Source organism: Priestia sp. J2 (assembly GCF_020790095.1).
GTDB lineage: Bacteria > Bacillota > Bacilli > Bacillales > Bacillaceae_H > Priestia > Priestia zanthoxyli.
The window spans coordinates 215001-235000 of sequence record NZ_CP086208.1 but is presented as its reverse complement, the minus strand read 5'-3'; the positions used below and the strand labels follow the sequence as shown (position 1 = coordinate 235000).

The following is a 20000-nucleotide window of genomic DNA, read 5'->3' as shown; positions in this document are numbered from 1 at the left end:
TACCGCGGCTGCTGGCACGTAGTTAGCCGTGGCTTTCTGGTTAGGTACCGTCAAGGTACGAGCAGTTACTCTCGTACTTGTTCTTCCCTAACAACAGAGTTTTACGACCCGAAAGCCTTCATCACTCACGCGGCGTTGCTCCGTCAGACTTTCGTCCATTGCGGAAGATTCCCTACTGCTGCCTCCCGTAGGAGTCTGGGCCGTGTCTCAGTCCCAGTGTGGCCGATCACCCTCTCAGGTCGGCTATGCATCGTTGCCTTGGTGAGCCGTTACCTCACCAACTAGCTAATGCACCGCGGGCCCATCTGTAAGTGATAGCCGAAACCATCTTTCAATCATCTCCCATGAAGGAGAAGATCCTATCCGGTATTAGCTTCGGTTTCCCGAAGTTATCCCAGTCTTACAGGCAGGTTGCCCACGTGTTACTCACCCGTCCGCCGCTAACGTCATAGAAGCAAGCTTCTAATCAGTTCGCTCGACTTGCATGTATTAGGCACGCCGCCAGCGTTCATCCTGAGCCAGGATCAAACTCTCCGAAGAAATGTTTGACTTGCTCATTTAAAAAATAAAAATTAACGTTGACGTTTGTCGCTTTGTTCAGTTTTCAAAGTTCAACCGTTGCTCTGAAGCAACTTTATTAGTATAACATTCTATTATTTTGATGTCAACATCTTTTTTAAGATGTTTCTCTCAACTGCGCTGTTCATCAGCGACATTTAATAATTTACCATATATAATATATAGAGTCAATCGTTTTTCTAAAAAACTTTATAAATAAAAAAGTTAATGAAGTAAACCTTCAGTAAAGTAACCAATTAACCTCTATTACAATAGCAATCTAGCCGCTATGCAGTTTTCTTATCTTACCATAAAAAAAAAGCCCAGTCATTAAACTGAGCTTTTTTATTTAAACTATTCTGCTAAGAACGCGAAATAGAGTATGAAGATGATACAGAGAACATACATAATGGGATGCACTTCTTTTCCACGCTTGCTGCATAACATTGTAATAGGATAAAAGATAAAGCCAACCGCAATGCCTGTTGCAATACTGTACGTTAATGGCATCATGATCACCGTGAAAAATGCCGGAACTGCCACTTCGAACTCTTTCCAATTGATTTCCCCTAAGTTTGACACCATCAGAGCTCCTACCGTAATTAAAGCTGGCGCAGTAACAGCTGGTGTTACGACCGCTAACAACGGAGAAAAGAACAGTGCAACTAAGAAAAACGCCGCCGTTACGATTGCAGTAAATCCTGAACGTCCGCCCGCTGCTACTCCAGCCGTAGACTCTACGTAAGCTGTTGTTGATGAGGTACCAAGAACAGCACCAACTACAATCGCACTAGAATCTGCCAATAACGCTCTGCCCGCTCGCGGAAGCTTATTATCTTTCATAAGCCCAGCTTGACTCGCTACAGCAACCATCGTACCTGCTGTATCGAAGAAATCAACGAATAAGAAAGTTAAAATGACGACTAGCATCTTTACAGTAAAGATATCACCGATATTTTGGAAAGCTGCCCCAAACGTCGGGTCAAGACTAGGAACCGATGAAACCACTGCTTTAGGTGTATCAATTAATCCAAAAGCCATACCTGCTACAGCCGTTACAATCATACCGATAAATACAGCTGCATTTACTCGAAGCACCATTAATACAATAGTAATGACAATACCAAAAACCGCAAGTAATGTTGTTGGGTTCGTCAAATCACCCAGTCCAACGAATGTGGCATCATCTTTGACGATGATTCCCGCACCTTTCATACCAATAAAACTAATAAATAAACCAATACCTGCTCCAACAGCCATTTTTAATTCAATAGGAATAGAATTAATAATTTTTTCTCGCAGGCTTGTTAATGTTAAAAGAATAAAAATAACACCTGATATCATAACACCCGTTAAAGCCGTCTGCCATGGAATTCCCATCGTCAGAACAACTGTATAAGCAAAAAATGCGTTTAATCCCATACCTGGAGCTAATGAAATTGGATATCTACCAAGCACTCCCATAACAATTGATCCCAAAGCTGCTGCTAAAGCAGTAGCTGTAAATACAGCCCCTTGGTCCATTCTCATACTGTCAGGTAGATCCTTTACATCACTTAGTGATAGCACAGATGGATTAACAAATAAAATGTAAGCCATAGATAGAAAAGTTGTAAGGCCAGCTATAAACTCTTTTCGGTAGCTAGTACCCAGCTCTTCAAAACGAAAATACTTCTTCACGTTTTTTCCTCCCTTTATAGAAGCCGCATGCACTTAGGCAAGCCATAAAAAATGCCTCTACACTATGGCGCGTAAAGGCATAAAATCGACTAAAAGAGAAATGTATGAGCAAAAAACAAAAGATTTTTATACATACATGTATTACTTTCTCGTAGTCAAGCCATTTACGGTAGCTCGGTAGAAACTTTTGGGCCTTATCCCCAAGATTATACGACATTAAAGCTATATCTCGCTGTTTTATGTTACTATCCTACCATTAACTTTTTAAAAAAGTCAACAAAAAACGAACATTCTTATAAAAGAATGTTCGTTTGTTCGGTTTTCTTACATATTATTCCCATTCAATTGTTGCAGGTGGCTTACTTGTAATATCATACACTACGCGGTTAATATGCTTAACTTCGTTTACAATGCGCGTTGAGATAACTTCAAGCACATCCCAAGGAATACGCGCCCAGTCAGAAGTCATACCATCAATCGATGTAACAGCACGAATACCGATTGTGTAATCATACGTACGAGCATCTCCCATTACACCTACACTGCGGATGTCAGGAAGAACCGTAAAGTATTGCCAGATATCGCGCTCTAAGTCTGCTTTTGCAATCTCTTCACGTAAAATAGCATCCGACTCACGTACAATTTCTAACTTCTCTTCCGTAATTGCACCAAGTACACGAATACCTAGACCTGGTCCTGGGAAAGGCTGACGCCAAACGATGTTATCAGGAATACCTAATTCAGAACCTAATGCACGTACTTCATCTTTGAATAGCGTGTTTAACGGTTCGATTAGTTTGAACTGCATATCTTCCGGTAATCCACCTACATTGTGGTGAGATTTAATCGTTTGAGCTGTAGCTGTCCCACTCTCGATAATATCTGTGTATAGCGTACCTTGAGCTAGGAAATCAAACCCTTTTAATTTAGCAGCTTCGTCATCGAATACATAAATAAATTCATTACCGATGATTTTACGCTTTTGTTCAGGATCTGATACACCGCTTAATTTTTCTAAGAAGCGATCTTTTGCATCGATTTTAATTACGTTCATATTAAAGCCTTCGCTAAATGTTTCCATTACGCTTTCAGCTTCACCTTTACGTAATAAACCGTGATCTACGAACATACATGTTAACTGATCACCAATTGCTTTGTGAATTAATACAGCTACTACCGAAGAGTCTACTCCGCCGCTAAGTGCGCAAAGTACTTTTCTATCTCCAACTGTTTCACGGATTTTATCCATTTCAACTTCAATGAAGTTCTCAATTGACCAGTTTGCTTCAGCATGACATACTTCAAACACGAAGTTCTTTAAGATATGGTTACCGTGCACTGAATGGCGAACTTCTGGATGGAACTGCACTCCGTACATATTCTTTTCTTTGTTACTCATTGCGGCAATTGGACAAGATGGGCTAGTTGCGTCCACTTCAAAACCAGCTGGTGTTTCTACAACTAAATCACCGTGACTCATCCAAACAACTTGTTCTTTTGGCAACTCATGGTACATTAATGAATCGTTTTGTACGTTAATCGCTGCTTTACCATATTCACGATGGCTAGCACCTTCTACCTTCCCGCCAAAATGATGAGTCATTAATTGCATTCCATAACAAATACCTAAAACAGGAATACCTAATTCAAAAATGTTTTCATCGCAGTGAAATGCGTTTTCACCGTACACACTGTTTGGGCCTCCAGAGAAAATAATTCCCTTTGGATTTAATGCTTTAATCTCTTCTGCTGTAATTGTGTGCGGATGCAATTCACTATATACTCCGAACTCGCGAATGCGACGCGTAATCAGTTGGTTATATTGACTACCAAAATCTAATACAACAATCATGCCTTCCATCTTGTTCACCTCTCCGAATGTGTAAATAATCACTTGTTATTATGCCCTAAAATATAAAAAAAACTAGACTTCTCCCTCAAAAAACAAAGGCAGAAGTCTAGTTGAGCACGACGTTTATCGTCAAATAGACTGTTCTGCCTTCATAGTCAGATCGTTTAAGGTGACCCGGTAGAGACTCTCGAACCATATTATCGAGGATATATGAAGGTATACGAAACATTTATAGTAAGTTCGAGAATATTCTATCAATCCGCGAAACAATGGTCAAGAACTCGTTTTTTTGATTAAATTTTCCCACAATTCAATCGACTCTTTCCATTCTTTTATGGAATCTGCATTTCGATATAAAACCCGCTCGTATTTTTCCGTTAATTTTAGCATATTTACCGTATTTAATTTTTCGTCTACTTCTCCTGCAAAGTCGCGCAGCGTTTGATTTTCTTGCCGTTTTAGTCCATTTGCAGCGAGTCTTTTAAGTAAAAAAGCATACGCTGATTCAAAGGTTTCCACACTCTCTTTCTTTTTATAAAAAGAGATATAAAAAGGTAAAAACCATTTAAATCGATTGAGATATATTACTATTAACATAACTACAATCAGTCCGTAGAAAAGCACTTTCCATTTCATAGACAACTTAGCATTTTGAAGAGAAGCTGTTTTTTCTTTCTCTCTTTTCTCTTGTGCCGGAAGCTCTTTCTTCTTAGGCTGCTCCTTGACTTGCGTTTCTTGTTTCTCTTCTTCCCTTTGACTATTTTCACTAGAGTTGTTAGGTTGGCTATCTACAAAATCATAAGGATTAGAAAAACTTTTTGTTGGTTCAAAAGGTACCCAGCCCGCTCCTGGAAAATAGACTTCGACCCAAGAATGAGCATTATTTTGTGTAATTTCATAGGTTGTCCACTTACTACTTCCTGAAATAACGGTGGCATCACCTTCTGTATAGCCCTTTACCCACCGAGCAGGAATATCTAATGAACGAAGCAGCACGACCATAGAAGTAGAGAAGTTATCACAGTATCCTCTTTTTGTATCAAATAAAAATTGATCCACATAATCTTTATTCTTCGTAGGAATTGGAACATTTTCAGTATCATATACATATGGATTGGATCGGAAGTATTCTTCAACGGCTTTTGCTTTTTCATAGCGATTGTTTTTATTTTTTGTTATCGTACGAGCTAAATCCTTTACTCGTTTTGGCAAATTAGCAGGAAGCTGTGTATACCTTGCTATAAATTCATTATTATTCTCTAGACTCTCTGACTTTTTCTCCTCTGCTTGCTGAAGAAGCCCGGTATCAAACACAGGATATTTATACGTTAGCTCATACGATTGAACAGTAACAAGTTTGTCATTTTGATAAGGATATAATTTTTCATTTGTCGGTGTAACATCGGTTTGAATGCCATTTTTTAAGGTTAGAGACAGCAGTTGAGGAACATGCATAAGATGAACAGAAGGCTGCGAATAGGTAACTTCTGCTTTTCTTACTTCTCCTGCAACACTTGAATCATATTGAGGGAGTAAGTTTTCATTTCCTTTGAAAGGCACTTTTTCTTCCTCTTTAGACAGCTCCCAGCCCTTACCTGTATACACATCCTTCGTTTCAATACGCCAATAGTGCTCATCCTCTACTTTAGCTGTAAACACAACCGTATCATCATTGACAAAGGATCCCCCCAATTTAGAATCGTCCATATCATAGCCAATTCGTTGACCGCTTGCAGATTCTCCCTGTCCTTGATTTGTTGTGTGAGCTGCAATAAAAGGGACCGGATCTGGCCACTGCGGACCTGGTTTAGGGGCGAGATAAGCAAGCACAATGACAATGGCTAAAAAACTGCCTAGAAAAAGAAACGATCGTTTTCTATTTTCTAAACGCTCGGTGCTAGCACCTTTTATACGTTCAGGATTGATGCGAAGCATGGCTACTAATAAAAATCCGATAATCGTCACGCGAATAATAGCAGCTCCGGCATCGTAAGTAGAAAAGGTATCCAATACGGTAATATACAAAATGGTTAAGAAGAAAAAGAAGAAAATTCTTTTTTGATAAAAGATCCAGTATCGAATTAAATAAGCCATAATCCAAAGCAGGATAAAAAATAAAGTGGTCCTCATTTCAAAGGATAAATTCGCTATATTCCACTCCATGATACTTTGTACATCTGACTGAAGAATTTCCAAAAGTCTTGGAAGCCATTCTGAAGAAAAGAAGGCACCTTGGAAATAGAGATTGTGAAGTGAAAACAAAATAAACAACATGCTCCCTAACGTCATCACAATAAACGGCAATCGAAACGTTAAGCTCAAAAAACAGTAAGCGACAAACAGGATAAAGTATTGAATTTGATTCGTATCAGTGACTTCATTTAAAGGGAGAAGCCATTCCACTAATAAAAAGAAAGCTCCCGCGTATAATAAGACGTTTTTTACATACCAAGCTGATTTATTCACTTATTTCCGCCCTCACTTCCTTTAGTGATAGAGGAAGATCAATATGAACGACTTCAATCGTTAAAGCAGAAGATTGTATGCCATTGACAATAACTGTCTCTTCGTCACTAAGCCCCGCTCCTTCATTTTTAACGACAATGAGTGAAGCCTTAGCATGAGGGCTCAGCTTGGATTGAATCTGGCCAATAAGAGTCCCTGTAACCTGACTGACAATTACCATAAAAGAATGCTGCTTTTGAATAGCAATATTCTGAAATTCTGTTTCGAATGCTCGATTGCTAATAGGCTGTGCACGTGCTAAGTGATGCAACAGGTTATCAGCCTCCCTTTGTTCAGAGGTTTTCTGCGAAAAAAGGGCATCTCCAGCTAAAAGAAAATCGACTTTTTTACGCTTGGTTTCTTCATGAATGAGCATGGATGCCAGAAAGCTCATTCGCTCTTCAAAGTATAGAGGGCCCATAACATCTGCAATGATAATTATACTCCGTTCATGATAATGACCAAACTCTTTAGAAATTAACGTAGCTTTACGAGCCGTCGCCTTCCAATCGATAGACCCTAATCGGTCACCCGGCTGGTATTCTCTAATGCCTGTCACTAACGTAGTAGATTGATTCCCCGTCGAAACTTCATTTTTTCCTTCTTCTATTCCCGCTAAAAGAAACGGGATATCTATCTCATGGATTTGAGGATACACGACAAACCGCTGCTGCAGTAGAAAATATGCCTTCTTTTTTACGATGCCTAATAAATCACTCAGTTCAATCGAAATCGTAAAAAATTCATATTCTCCTCTTTCTACAAACGATCTTTCATACGGAATAACAGCGTTTCGTTGAAAAAGCGGATAAATTGTTCTTTCTTCTTGATCTAAAAGGTTACTCTCCTCTTTCACGGCTGCCATATAAACAGGAAAAGCCGAGGAGCGTGTAATGTGAATGTCATACGAAAGATGATCTCCAGCGAATCGAGGCTGTAGCTTCACGTCACGAGCAACATTCCACTTCTTCAACGGATAGAGCAACACGGCTACCCCATATAATCCAAAAGGTAAGAAGCTATAAAATAAAAACCAGCTGACAAAGCCTCCTTGAAACATGGCGTAAGAAAACGTAGCGGTAAAGATGCAGAATAAAACGAACCAGTCTCTACCTTTGTTCCATATCACTTTTATATACTGTTTCATAAATTATCCTCTTACCTTTTAACAGGTACTTTCGTATCAGCCATAATTTGCTTCATCACATCACTCGCTGTTAAACCGCTGTACTGAGTATCAGGTCTTAGCGTTAATCGATGTGCACACACATACGAAGCAAGCTCTTGAACATCATCAGGAAGACAGTAATCTCTTCCCTTTACTAACGCATATGCTTGAATAGCCTTCATAAAGGAAACCGTGCCACGAGGACTAATACCTAATGAAACATGTGGATGAGAGCGAGTTTTGCGAATAATTTCAATGATATAGTTCTTGATCGTATCATCTACATAAATACTGCTTACAGCTTTTTGAGCCTGTACTAATTCTGGAACGCTCATAACAGGTTTGACATCTTCAAGATTAACTTGAGTCGATACGCCATTTAAAATTTGAAGCTCCTCTTCTTGCGTAGGATACCCCATGCTTAGTTTGAATAAAAAACGATCCAGCTGCGCTTCCGGCAAATGATAGGTCCCATCAAAATCAACGGGATTTTGAGTAGCCATCACAAAAAAAGGCGCCGGAATTTCCCGGGTGATACCATCGGTTGTTACATGATGCTCAGCCATTGCTTCTAAAAGCGCCGATTGTGTTTTAGGAGAAGTCCTGTTAATCTCATCAGCGAGTACTATGTGGCTCATGATAGGACCTGGACGAAAATGAAATTCCATGTCTTTTGGACTGTAAATAGAAACACCTGTTACGTCGGACGGCAGCAAATCAGGCGTGAATTGAATTCGTTTAAATTCCGCATCAATTGATTTGGCCAGTGCCTTCACTAGCATCGTTTTTCCTACACCCGGTACATCTTCAAGCAAAATATGGCCCTCGGCAAGCAAAGCAACCAAACTCAACGTAGATACGTGACGTTTTCCAATCACAATTTGATCAATGTTTTCTAATACTTGGTTTAATTTATTATTAATATGATCGAGCTGAATCAACGAAGCTCCCCCTTAAAACTCAGTTAAGCCTTGAGTTTAGTAAGTTTTCCAATAAACATAGTACTATCTTAACAAATTTTAAAAAAATCTGAAAATATTAACGCACACAAAAAAGCGACCAAGTGAGTACTTGGTCGCTTTTTTAGGTAGGGCAGTGATTACATCATGCCGCCCATTCCACCCATGCCGCCCATGTCAGGCATTGCAGGAGCTCCGCCTTCTTCTGGCTTGTCAGCAACAACTGCTTCAGTTGTTAAGAACATAGCCGCTACAGAAGAAGCATTTTGAAGAGCTGAACGCGTTACTTTTGTTGGGTCAACGATACCAGTGTCTAGCATATTTACCCACTCGCCAGTTGCAGCGTTGAATCCAGTTCCAACTGCTTCGCCTTTTAGACGCTCAACGATTACTGATCCTTCTAAACCAGCGTTGTGAGCGATTTGACGTACAGGCTCTTCAATCGCACGCAATACGATGTTGATACCTGTAGCAGTGTCACCGTCAGCTTCGATGCTTGCTACTTTATTATAGATATTTACTAATGCAGTACCACCACCAGCTACGATACCTTCTTCAACCGCAGCACGCGTAGAGTTTAATGCATCTTCAATACGTAATTTACGTTCTTTTAACTCAGTTTCAGTTGCCGCACCAACTTTGATTACAGCTACGCCACCAGCAAGTTTTGCTAAGCGCTCTTGTAATTTTTCACGGTCAAACTCTGAAGTTGTTTCTTCAAGCTGAGCTTTGATTTGGTTTACGCGTGCTAGGATATCTTCTGCGTTTCCTGCACCGTTTACAACTGTTGTATTTTCTTTTGTTACAACAATTTTAGAAGCGCGACCTAATTGATCGATGCCTGCTGTTTTTAAGTCAAGACCAAGCTCTTCAGTAATTACTTCTCCGCCTGTTAGAATAGCAACGTCTTGTAGCATTGCTTTACGACGATCACCGAAACCAGGAGCTTTAACAGCTACAGCTGTAAATGTACCGCGAAGTTTGTTCACAACTAATGTTGCTAAAGCTTCACCTTCTACGTCTTCAGCAATGATTAATAGAGGCTTGCCTTGTTGAACAACTTGCTCTAATACCGGTAAGATTTCTTGAATGTTACCGATTTTTTTGTCTGTGATTAAGATGTATGGATCATCTAATACAGCTTCCATTTTATCTGAATCAGTTACCATGTAAGGAGATGCATATCCACGGTCAAACTGCATACCTTCTACCACTTCTAATTCAGTTGTGAAACCTTTTGATTCTTCAAGTGTGATAACGCCGTCGTTACCAACGCGCTCCATTGCTTCAGCAATTAATTGACCTACTTCTTCGTCAGCTGCTGAGATAGCCGCTACTTGAGCAATTGAATCTTTACCTTGAATTGGTTTAGAGATTGCTTTTAGTTCTTCAACCGCTACAGCTACTGCTTTTTCCATACCTTTACGGATACCCATTGGGTTAGCACCAGCCGTTACGTTTTTAAGACCTTCTCTGATCATTGCTTGCGCTAAAACCGTTGCAGTAGTTGTACCGTCACCAGCAACGTCGTTTGTTTTGCTAGCAACTTCGGCTACTAATTTAGCACCCATATTTTCAAATGCGTCTTCTAATTCGATTTCTTTTGCAATTGTTACACCGTCATTTGTAATAAGCGGTGAACCGAATTTCTTTTCCAATACAACGTTACGACCTTTTGGTCCAAGCGTTACTTTTACAGCATTTGCTAATGTATCTACACCACGTAGCATTGCGCGACGTGCTTCTTCGCTAAATTTAATGTCTTTTGCCATGTTCTTTGACCTCCTCAAGATGTTCTTAATAATCTATTTTTTACGTATGATAAGTTTGTGGTTAAAATTAGCCGATTACAGCTAAAATATCGCTTTCGCGTAAAATTAAGTATTCAGTACCTTCGTATTTTACTTCAGTACCCGCATATTTTGAGAAGATGATACGATCGCCCGCAGCTACTTCTAAAGCTACACGCTCACCGCTTTCTAATACTCGGCCTGTACCTACAGCAACAATTTTACCCTCTTGTGGCTTTTCTTTTGCACTGTCCGGTAACACGATACCGCTTGCTGTTTTTTCCTCAGATTTTACAAGTTCAATCACTACGCGATCACCTAATGGCTTTAACAAGTGAAACAACCTCCTCAAATAATATGTTTGCATTTTTATTAGCACTCAACCTCAACGAGTGCTAACACAATTATTATATTAAAACAAAGTGGGTTTTTTTTGCAAGTATTAAACAAAAAAAATTTAAAATTTACGACAACTACATATAATAGTCTTAGATTTCGACGATTTTGAGAAATAAAGCATTCTTTTCTCTGTTCAATAATATGTATGTTACAATACGAGCAAGAAGAAATTACTAACTTTACAGTACTTCTTCGACATATATACATAAAAACCTTTTAAAGGAGTATAGAAGATTGGAAAAACGTTATTGGTATGTTATCCTCACCTACATCCTTATGCAGTTTTCAGGAGTTGTTGGTATACCGCTGTTAAAATTAACAGGAATGTTTGATGACTATCCAGTTCGAACAGCGAATGTCATGCTTTTGACTTATTGGACTATCATTAGCTTTATCCTTGGTTTACTTATTGTCTTACTGCTGCTGCGCCGTGACATGTCCATGCGTATAGAACATGCTGGAAAAACGATTGCTGTTGTCTGGTCAGTCCTTGGGGTGTTTCTCGCTATGGCTGGTCAAGCTGTAGCAGGTATGATTGAGCACGCTCTTGGCATTACCCAAGTATCTGAAAACACACAAAATATTGTTAATCTTGTTAAAGCAACGCCGTTCCTTATTGTCGTTACGTCTGTTATTGGACCAATATTAGAAGAGATTATTTTCCGAAAGATTATTTTTGGTTCTCTTCACAAACGATACAATTTCTTTATCTCTGCATTTATTAGTTCCCTTATTTTCGCTGCGGTACACTGGGATTTTAAACATTTACTTGTGTATACAGCTATGGGATTTGTATTTGCATTCCTTTATGCAAGGACGAGACTAATTGTTGTACCTATTATTGCTCATGTTTTGATGAATACAATCGTTATTTTATCTCAAACTATTTTTGCAGATAAAATTATAGAAATGCAAAAACAAGCAGAACAAATGCAGTTTATTTTTGGAGGCATGTTTTTATGAAGAATATCCCTTTAACACGAGGGTTTATTTATATTATTATGGGGATTTTATTCACCTACTTGGCAATTCAAAATGCTCAGGAAACCGTTTGGAATTTCCCCACAATCTTATTTGCACTCGTAGCCGCATTCGATTTCAGGTTTGCGGTTCGCATCTTTATCTTGCACTACAAAATTAAAAAATTGCAGCAGCAATATAAAAATCAAGATGATTCATCTAAATAAAAAAACCACTGTTTCAGTGGTTTTTTTACATACTAACATCTTCTCTTTCTTGCTCTGCTCTTGCCTTTAACACTTTGCGATACGAAATGCGGGAAATAATGATACTGATTTCATACAAAATTAAGAGCGGCACTGTCACCATCATGTGCGAGAGCAATTCCGGTGGTGTAATAAGTGCGGCAATAACTAGCAGTACGAAATAGGCATATTTTCGAATTTGAGATAAAAACATAGGCGTTATAATTCCTAATCTCGTCAAAAACATTACGACGACAGGAAGCTGAAACAACAGGCCAAAAGGCAGTGTGAGCTGCATTAAAAAAGAAAAGTATTCATTAATGCCAATCACTTGGTTTACATTCAGCTCATCAGAAACGCGCGTCATAAAATCGACGACAAATGGAAACAACACAAAATAAGAAAAAGAGACACCGCCGATAAAGAGAAAAATGGAAACAGGAATATATCCAAGCGTTACCTTCCGCTCTTTTTCATATAAACCAGGACTAATAAATGCCCAGAGTTGATACAGTGCAACAGGAGCTGCAAGTACACAGCCGATAATAACAGCAAATTGCATATAAATCTTAACTGGATCTGTTAGCCTAAATGCATTCATCGTTAAATTTTTTGCCTCATCAGCATGCTGTAAATAGACAATGACCTTATCCGCTATAAAAAAGCCGCCAATTGTGGCAATCACAAAGAAAAATAAAACAATTAAAATGCGTTTTCGCAGCTCTCCTATATGATCATATATTGACATTTCTTGTTCGGTCATACTATGATCACCCTTTTACTCTTTGTCATCTACTTGACGCTGTTTATCTTTTTCACGATCTTCTGATGCACCGCTAGCGGCATGCTTAAACTCTCTAAGCGTTTGGCCCACTGATCTTCCTAGCTCCGGTAACCGTTTCGGTCCAAAAATAAGCAGTGCTACAATCGCAATAATAATCCAACTGCCTGCTCCAATCCCCATATTCCCACTCTCCTTATTAATTTAGACTTAAGGAAATCGTAACACAGTCCGCCTTATTCAACAGGATAATTTTTCAAAAAGTAGACAAGCGACTGTAATTCTACAGCAAGATCAATATGATGGAGTCGAATCTCATCCGGTACGTTCAAGCGTGCAGGAGTAAAGTTTAAAATTCCTTTAATTCCGCAACTCACTAAACGATCAGTAATTTGCTGAGCAACAGTGGCAGGAACGGTTAAAATCGCTACTGAGATGTCATCACTCATATAATCTTCCAATTGGTCAAGATGATAAACCGGCACGTCGCCTACTTTCGTACCTACTTTATCTTCTATCACATCAAAAGCGCACTCAATTTTGGTGTTATTATTTTTAATAAAATTATAATTTAAAAAGGCCGTTCCTAGATTCCCTACGCCAATCAGTGCTACTTTCGTTACTTCATCTTGGTCTAACGTTTTACGGAAAAATGTAAGTAAATAATTCACATTGTAGCCGTATCCCTTTTTTCCTAATGCACCAAAGTAAGAAAAGTCCCGACGAATAGTAGCAGAATCCACTTTCACTGCCTCACTTAACTCCGCTGACGACACACGCTGTTTACCAGAAGCATGCAAATTTTTCAAAAAACGATAATAAAGCGGCAATCGTTTAGCCGTTGCTTGTGGTATTTTTAATTGTTCAGTGTTCACGTTGTACCCCCTCAGTTCATGTATGTCATTACTAACATTTTCAAGTCATATTGCATTACCTTTCACAAAGCATCAACCGCTTTGAGGTAGCGCTTCCAATTCTCTCTCTTTTCTCTTGTTTTATATATACTCCGCTTCACACCTCGACGGATTTTGTCTATTCAGCACTCCTTAAAGTCGGTATGTAGAACGAAGCAATTAGCCCTTCAAAGGATCGGTTTGTTAGTCATGACGGATTTTTTTACATCCATCATAGATAAGTTCAGAGATGCACTTATCTCTTATTTTAACATAGTATCCTGTATAAAATGTGCAGGTAAAATCATTTTATTTCATGAATCAAAACATTCGCTTCATCATTTGTCCTTGTCCCTCTACAAATTACAAACGCTTGTAGGAAGAACTTGTAGTTGAAAATATGTTAAAATACACTATGGATATACTACTAGAGGTGAAAAAATGATTATTCTACAATTGAACGGTATTACAAAATACTATGGGGCAGAACCCATTTTATCGAATATAAAGTTAGAAGTACAATCAAAAGACCGCATTGCCCTAGTGGGACGAAACGGTGCTGGTAAATCAACTTTATTAAAAATTATTGCTGAGCAGCTTTCCTATGACAGCGGAGAAATTATTAAACCTAAGGGTGTTTCCATTGATTATATGGGACAAGATACAGTTCTTGAGTCAACACTCTCCATATGGGAAGAAATGATGACTGTCTTTGCTCCATTAAAGAAGATGGAAAAAGAATTACGTACGCTTGAAACGAAGATGGGTGATCCAGACATTTTTAATGATTCAGTTCAATACGAAAAACTAACCAAAGAGTATGATCAGCTTCAAGTAACGTTTAAAGATTTAGGCGGCTATCAGTATGAAGCCGATACACGATCTATTCTTCACGGTTTCCGTTTTTCAAACTTTGACTACAGCACCCCTATTTCCTCCTTAAGCGGTGGACAAAAAACGCGCCTGGCTCTTGCAAAACTGCTTTTAACAAAGCCTGATTTGCTTATTCTGGATGAGCCTACCAACCACTTAGATATTGAAACTTTAGCATGGCTGGAACAGTTTCTGCAAGGGTATGAAGGAGCTATTTTAATCGTTTCACATGATCGTTACTTCCTTGATAAAGTCGTAAATCAAGTGTATGAAGTCGCACAAAAAACAACGGTGAAGTACACGGGCAACTACTCTAAATACCTTGTACAAAAAGCAGAGCGATATGAAAAAGAGTTGCGTCAGTACGAAAAGCAGCAAGATGAAGTCGCAAAGCTGAATGATTTTATTCAGCGAAACATCGCCCGCGCATCGACTACAAAACGTGCGCAAAGCAGACGTAAACAGCTCGATCGAATGGAGTTAATAAATCGACCTAACGAAGGCGAAAAATCAGCTAGTTTTTCGTTTGAAATTGAACGTCAAAGCGGAAATGAAGTCTTAAATCTGGAAGATGTGTCTATCGGATATGATGAACACAACTATGTCGTCCAAGAGGCAAACCTTCGCATTAAAAAAGGGGAAAGCCTTGCGTTGGTTGGTCCTAATGGCGTGGGGAAATCAACTTTATTAAAAGGTATTGTGGATAAACTCAGCTTCAAGACTGGAATCATTTCCTTTGGCTCAAATGTAATGGTTGGTTATTACGACCAAGAGCAAGCCAATTTAACGTCTAATAAAACCGTTTTAAATGAACTTTGGGATGACTACCCAGCCAAACCTGAAAAAGAAATCCGTACAGCACTTGGAAATTTTCTGTTTTCAGGTGATGATGTACTGAAAATCGTTTCCACGCTCAGCGGTGGTGAAAAAGCACGTTTGGCTCTTGCGAAGCTTATGCTTCAAAAAGCTAACTTCTTAATTCTGGATGAACCTACTAACCATCTTGATTTAGATAGCAAACAAGTACTCGAGAATGCGTTAATTGATTACCCAGGGACTCTATTATTTGTTTCACATGACCGTTATTTTATTAATCGTATTGCCAATAAAATAGCAGAGCTATCTCCTGAAGGAGTAGAAGAATTTCTTGGAGATTATGACTATTATGTAGAAAAGAAAGCAGAAATAGAGGAAATCAAAGAATTAGAAAATATAAAAGCAAACGAAGAACGTACGGTAAAAGTAGATAAACAGTCCTATAAACAAGATAAAGAACAAAAGAAATTGATGAGACAGCGAACGCGCCGCATTGAAGAAATTGAAACTGAAGTAAACAAATTAGAAGCCGCCCAAGCGGCGAATGAAGAACTTCTTTGTGACCCTGAAATTTATCAAAATCACGAAGAAGTATCAAGATTAAACAGTGAAAATGAAAAAATTTCTTCACAGTTATCCACATTAATGGAAGAGTGGGAAGAATTACAGCTGCTTCTAGAAGAGTAGCCTATATTTTTGCGTATCTATTCATCCTATTTACTTGTTCATGCGCTTAAGAGCAAGCTTTATCCACTCTGTGAATAAATAGTGGATATCTGTCTGATTTTCATAATTAAAACTTGTTGATAACAGGTCCGTGTACTGAGTGCACGGACTTTTCCACATAATTATCCACAGTCAATTCTAAATTTATTGAATATTGTTGATAAATCATTTTTATCCACAAAAAAAGACGAATGAGAAATAAATCTCATTCGTCACTTACTCTTCCAAGTCCAAACCGGGGTTTGCATTTAATGACATATCTGAACGTTTTCCTTGAGCAAATCGTACGCTTGCTGCTGCTCCAATCATTGCGGCATTATCCGTACATAGAGATAGCGGCGGGATAATAAGCTCAATATTTGATAGGGGTTCAAATGCCTCTTCTAGCGCTGCTCTAAGCCCTTTATTAGCAGCAACTCCTCCTGCTAATAAAACTTGCTTAACGTTATATTCCTTTGCAGCTTTAATCGTTTTAGTTACTAACACATCAATGACACTCGCTTGAAAGCTAGCAGCAAGTGTTTGTGGAAGAATCTCTTCACCTTTTTGCTTCGCATTGTGGACAGTGTTAATAACTGCTGATTTTAATCCACTGAAACTAAAATCATAGGATCCTTCTTCTAGCCAAGCACGCGGCAAATCAATTAATGGCTCTCCTTCATGTGCAAGGCGGTCAATATGAGGTCCGCCTGGATATGGAAGGTTTAACGTGCGGGCTACTTTATCGTAGGCTTCTCCTGCTGCATCATCTCTTGTTTCACCGATCACTTTAAAATGACCGTGACTTTCCATGTATACAAGCTCCGTATGCCCGCCAGATACAACTAGCGATAAGAGCGGGAATTCTAGTTTTTTGATTAGCTGATTTGCATAAATATGTCCTGCAATATGATGAACACCAATTAATGGCTTTTGATGTGCAAATGCTAGCGCTTTGGCTGCATTTACGCCAATAAGAAGTGCTCCCACAAGCCCTGGTCCTTCCGTTACAGCTATTGCATCTATATCTGCAAACGTCAAGTTCGCTTGATTTAAAGTTTCTTCAACTACTACTGTAATTTGTTCTACATGATGACGAGATGCAATTTCCGGTACGACACCGCCAAATCGTTTATGGCTTTCTATTTGAGAGGCCACCACATTGGCTACAATTTCATGACCGTTTCGAATCACAGCTGCTGCTGTCTCATCACAGCTTGTTTCTAATGCTAAAATTAATTGATTTTCATTCATAAATTCACCCACATAACTAATGCATCCTCATTGTTATCAGAATAATAATTCTTACGAATACCTCCAGGTTTAAAACCTAGCTTTTGATACAATGATTGTGCAATATGATTAGATACCCTAACTTCTAATGTCATTGACGTAGCACCTAGTTTTCGAAGAACGTCCATCACGTTGCGGAGCAGCAATTCACCGAGTCCCTTGCCTCGGTAGTCTGGCAATAGCGCAATGTTGGTTACATGTGCTTCGTCAATAACAATCCACGTTCCACAATAACCAATAATATTTTCTCCTTCTTCCATCACAATGTAAGTTGAAAATTGATTATTGGTTAACTCATTTTGAAATGCTTCTGCACTCCAAGGTGTCGTAAAAGACTTCTCTTCGATTTTCACTACTTGATCAATATCTTTAACTTCCATTAAACGAAACTTAATTGTTAGTTTCATGTTATACCTTCTTTTATCCTTTTTGCTGTGAAGCAAGCCAGTTGGCTTCTGCTTCAGCTAAACGAATGTAGTTCGGAACAAAAGTATGCACAGACTGCGGCTCTTTCTTCATTCCTAAGAAAGCCAATTCACTTGGTCTTGGGTTAAACTGCTGAACATGGGCAAATACAGCTTGTTCACTCAACACTTCTTTTAACGCCTCTTCATGCATGGAAAGATCATTGCCTATGAATAAAATAGGTTTGTTGTATGACTTTAAATGTTCCGCCCAGTCCTTATTAATAACAAGTCGATCACTTTCAACTTCTACAAGACCTCGTTCGTTATTCCATTCATATAGTCCTGTATAAAGCTGCTGACGGCGCGCATCAAATAACGGAGCAATATATCCATCAAAATAACGACCGTTTGCTGCTAGTGCCTCAAGGCTAGATACACCTATTAAAGGAATATTTAAAGTCCAAGCAAGTGTCTTGGCAATGGTAACACCAATGCGTACACCGGTATAGGACCCGGGACCGTGTGCCACTACAATACGGTCTAGCTCGCTTGGCGCAATATCACAATCTTTTAACAAAGATTCCACAGCGTTCATCACACGAACAGAGTGATTCTTTTTTAGATTCGTAATAATTTCTCCAATTACTTTGTTTTCTTCAACGACAGCAACACCCATGACAAAATTGGATGTATCAATGGCTAACATTTTCATCTTTTAAAAAGCTCCTTACATATTTCAACGTACCGACTGCCTATCGCTTTTACAAGGATTTTACGAGTCGTTTCGTTTTCATGGTAAATATTGATTTGAATATATTCATTAGGAAGCTGCTCTTCAATCAGGTGAGCCCACTCCACGACCGTCACGCCATCTCCTTCAAAATACTCATCGAACCCTAGGTCTTCAAATTCATCCCCTAGACGGTACACATCCATATGGTAAAGAGGAAGGCGACCGCTTTTGTATTCTTTAATGATAGTAAATGTCGGGCTATTCACATTGCGTTCAATTCCTAAGCCTTTAGCTAAACTTTTTGTGAATGTTGTCTTTCCAGCTCCCAAATCACCTTCAAGCAGCAGCACGTCACCAGCTTCTAATAAAGTTGCTAGACGAGCAGCCAGCTGATTAGTTTCATCAGGAGACGTAGACATAAACGTAAATTCATTAATCTCTGTCATTCATTCAGAACCTCATTTCAATCTGTATATATATATTGTAAACGTTGTGGACTATACATATCCAGTAAGAAATCCAACAATCTTTAACATCGCAATTCTACAAAGAAATTTCTTTGTATATAAAAAATTCCTTAGGATTGCTCCTAAGGACGGTAAAGTTTTATATAAAAATGGTTCAAACAATAAAAAAGACGAAACACATTGTTTCGTTTCTAAAACATGGCGGTCCCGACGGGAATCGAACCCGCGATCTCCTGCGTGACAGGCAGGCATGTTAACCGCTACACCACGGGACCATGTTGGTTGCGGGGACAGGATTTGAACCTGCGACCTTCGGGTTATGAGCCCGACGAGCTACCGAACTGCTCCACCCCGCGATGATAAAAAAGCAAAATAAAAATGCCTAGCGATGTCCTACTCTCACAGGGACAAAGTCCCAACTACCATCGGCGCTAAAGAGCTTAACTTCCGTGTTCGGTATGGGAACGGGTGTGACCTCTTTGCCATTATCACTAGACATTTATATGAGATTATTCTCTCAAAACTAGGTAACAGTTTGCTGAGTAAAGCTTACGCTTTTAAAGTTTGGTTAAGTCCTCGATCGATTAGTATCAGTCAGCTACACATGTCGCCACGCTTCCACCTCTGACCTATCAACCTGATCATCTTTCAGGGATCTTACTAGCTTGCGCTATGGGAAATCTCATCTTGAGGGGGGCTTCATGCTTAGATGCTTTCAGCACTTATCCCGTCCACACATAGCTACCCAGCGATGCCTTTGGCAAGACAACTGGTACACCAGCGGTGTGTCCATCCCGGTCCTCTCGTACTAAGGACAGCTCCTCTCAAATTTCCTACGCCCACGACGGATAGGGACCGAACTGTCTCACGACGTTCTGAACCCAGCTCGCGTACCGCTTTAATGGGCGAACAGCCC

The 20000-nt window shown here is 39.3% G+C and carries 17 protein-coding genes, 2 tRNA genes, 3 rRNA genes and 2 riboswitches (2 of these 24 cut by a window edge); of the genes, 3 read left to right on the top strand and 19 right to left on the bottom strand.

Annotated elements, in window-relative coordinates; genetic code table 11:
• The 8 genes from LJY09_RS01355 to groES form a co-directional block, all read right to left on the bottom strand.
• Positions 1-540: ribosomal RNA gene (locus LJY09_RS01355) — 16S ribosomal RNA — on the bottom strand (it extends 1012 nt beyond the left edge of the window).
• A 372-nt stretch (positions 541-912) separates the two neighbouring features.
• The gene (locus LJY09_RS01350; RefSeq protein WP_050691706.1) at positions 913-2238 is read right to left on the bottom strand and encodes an NCS2 family permease; all 1326 of its coding nucleotides are present in this window, start codon (positions 2236-2238) and stop codon (positions 913-915) included.
• A 132-nt stretch (positions 2239-2370) separates the two neighbouring features.
• A riboswitch (purine riboswitch) is annotated at positions 2371-2472 on the bottom strand.
• A gap of 97 nt (positions 2473-2569) precedes the next feature.
• Positions 2570-4099 carry a glutamine-hydrolyzing GMP synthase gene (guaA, locus tag LJY09_RS01345; RefSeq protein WP_028412703.1) on the bottom strand — a complete coding sequence of 510 codons (1530 nt, stop codon included), beginning with the start codon at positions 4097-4099 and terminating at the stop codon, positions 2570-2572.
• A 123-nt stretch (positions 4100-4222) separates the two neighbouring features.
• Positions 4223-4324: riboswitch (purine riboswitch) on the bottom strand.
• A 39-nt stretch (positions 4325-4363) separates the two neighbouring features.
• Entirely contained in the window at positions 4364-6556 is a 2193-nt protein-coding gene (locus LJY09_RS01340) for a transglutaminase TgpA family protein (protein ID WP_098627211.1), read from the bottom strand.
• A complete protein-coding gene (locus LJY09_RS01335) occupies positions 6549-7742 on the bottom strand; it encodes a DUF58 domain-containing protein (RefSeq protein WP_228307467.1) in 1194 nt (397 codons plus the stop codon). The genes LJY09_RS01340 and LJY09_RS01335 overlap by 8 nt, the downstream gene beginning before the upstream one ends.
• A gap of 11 nt (positions 7743-7753) precedes the next feature.
• Positions 7754-8704, bottom strand: a complete 951-nt coding sequence (locus LJY09_RS01330; protein ID WP_033580898.1) for an AAA family ATPase — start codon at positions 8702-8704, stop codon at positions 7754-7756.
• Positions 8705-8862: 158 nt separating this feature from the next.
• Positions 8863-10494 (bottom strand): chaperonin GroEL, encoded by a 1632-nt coding sequence (gene groL, locus LJY09_RS01325; protein ID WP_028412700.1) that lies wholly within the window; start codon positions 10492-10494, stop codon positions 8863-8865.
• Positions 10495-10561: 67 nt separating this feature from the next.
• Positions 10562-10846: a co-chaperone GroES gene (groES, locus tag LJY09_RS01320; RefSeq protein ID WP_013055026.1), complete on the bottom strand. Its 285-nt coding sequence runs from the start codon at positions 10844-10846 to the stop codon at positions 10562-10564.
• Between the two features lie 299 nt (positions 10847-11145).
• On the opposite strand from groES, the gene LJY09_RS01315 reads away from it, so the two are divergent.
• Both LJY09_RS01315 and LJY09_RS01310 read left to right on the top strand, forming a co-directional pair.
• Complete coding sequence (locus tag LJY09_RS01315) at positions 11146-11874, top strand: CPBP family intramembrane glutamic endopeptidase (RefSeq protein WP_028412699.1); 729 nt, start codon at positions 11146-11148, stop codon at positions 11872-11874.
• Positions 11871-12098 carry a YdiK family protein gene (locus LJY09_RS01310; RefSeq protein WP_013055024.1) on the top strand — a complete coding sequence of 76 codons (228 nt, stop codon included), beginning with the start codon at positions 11871-11873 and terminating at the stop codon, positions 12096-12098. Before LJY09_RS01315 ends, LJY09_RS01310 begins: the two co-directional genes overlap by 4 nt.
• 25 nt (positions 12099-12123) lie before the next feature.
• Here the strand turns inward: LJY09_RS01310 and tatC are convergent, their stop codons facing one another.
• Genes tatC through LJY09_RS01295 form a run of 3 tightly spaced genes read right to left on the bottom strand, consistent with a single transcriptional unit; the run spans position 12124 to position 13772 of the window.
• Positions 12124-12879, bottom strand: a complete 756-nt coding sequence (tatC, locus tag LJY09_RS01305) for a twin-arginine translocase subunit TatC (RefSeq protein WP_013055023.1) — start codon at positions 12877-12879, stop codon at positions 12124-12126.
• Between the two features lie 15 nt (positions 12880-12894).
• Positions 12895-13080, bottom strand: coding sequence for a twin-arginine translocase TatA/TatE family subunit (tatA, locus tag LJY09_RS01300; RefSeq protein WP_013055022.1), 186 nt, complete (start codon positions 13078-13080; stop codon positions 12895-12897).
• Between the two features lie 53 nt (positions 13081-13133).
• On the bottom strand, positions 13134-13772 hold the full coding sequence (locus LJY09_RS01295; protein WP_028410376.1) for a redox-sensing transcriptional repressor Rex: 639 nt from the start codon (positions 13770-13772) through the stop codon (positions 13134-13136).
• A gap of 459 nt (positions 13773-14231) precedes the next feature.
• Here LJY09_RS01295 and abc-f point away from each other — a divergent pair, with 459 nt between their 5' ends.
• Positions 14232-16166 (top strand): ribosomal protection-like ABC-F family protein, encoded by a 1935-nt coding sequence (gene abc-f, locus LJY09_RS01290; protein ID WP_155010770.1) that lies wholly within the window; start codon positions 14232-14234, stop codon positions 16164-16166.
• A gap of 255 nt (positions 16167-16421) precedes the next feature.
• On the opposite strand, the gene tsaD is transcribed toward abc-f, so the two are convergent.
• From tsaD to LJY09_RS01250, 8 genes are all read right to left on the bottom strand, one after another.
• Positions 16422-17438, bottom strand: a complete 1017-nt coding sequence (gene tsaD, locus LJY09_RS01285) for a tRNA (adenosine(37)-N6)-threonylcarbamoyltransferase complex transferase subunit TsaD (RefSeq protein ID WP_080754517.1) — start codon at positions 17436-17438, stop codon at positions 16422-16424.
• A complete protein-coding gene (gene rimI, locus LJY09_RS01280) occupies positions 17435-17884 on the bottom strand; it encodes a ribosomal protein S18-alanine N-acetyltransferase (protein ID WP_028412696.1) in 450 nt (149 codons plus the stop codon). The genes tsaD and rimI overlap by 4 nt, the downstream gene beginning before the upstream one ends.
• 13 nt (positions 17885-17897) lie before the next feature.
• Positions 17898-18596: a tRNA (adenosine(37)-N6)-threonylcarbamoyltransferase complex dimerization subunit type 1 TsaB gene (gene tsaB, locus LJY09_RS01275; protein WP_028412695.1), complete on the bottom strand. Its 699-nt coding sequence runs from the start codon at positions 18594-18596 to the stop codon at positions 17898-17900.
• Positions 18593-19063 (bottom strand): tRNA (adenosine(37)-N6)-threonylcarbamoyltransferase complex ATPase subunit type 1 TsaE, encoded by a 471-nt coding sequence (gene tsaE, locus LJY09_RS01270; protein WP_013081426.1) that lies wholly within the window; start codon positions 19061-19063, stop codon positions 18593-18595. Before tsaE ends, tsaB begins: the two co-directional genes overlap by 4 nt.
• A 220-nt stretch (positions 19064-19283) precedes the next feature.
• A tRNA-Asp gene (locus tag LJY09_RS01265) sits at positions 19284-19359 on the bottom strand.
• A gap of 4 nt (positions 19360-19363) precedes the next feature.
• Positions 19364-19440 (bottom strand) — tRNA-Met (locus LJY09_RS01260).
• A 24-nt stretch (positions 19441-19464) separates the two neighbouring features.
• Positions 19465-19580 (bottom strand): 5S ribosomal RNA (gene rrf / locus LJY09_RS01255).
• Between the two features lie 68 nt (positions 19581-19648).
• A 23S ribosomal RNA gene (locus LJY09_RS01250) occupies positions 19649-20000 on the bottom strand (it continues 2584 nt past the right edge of the window).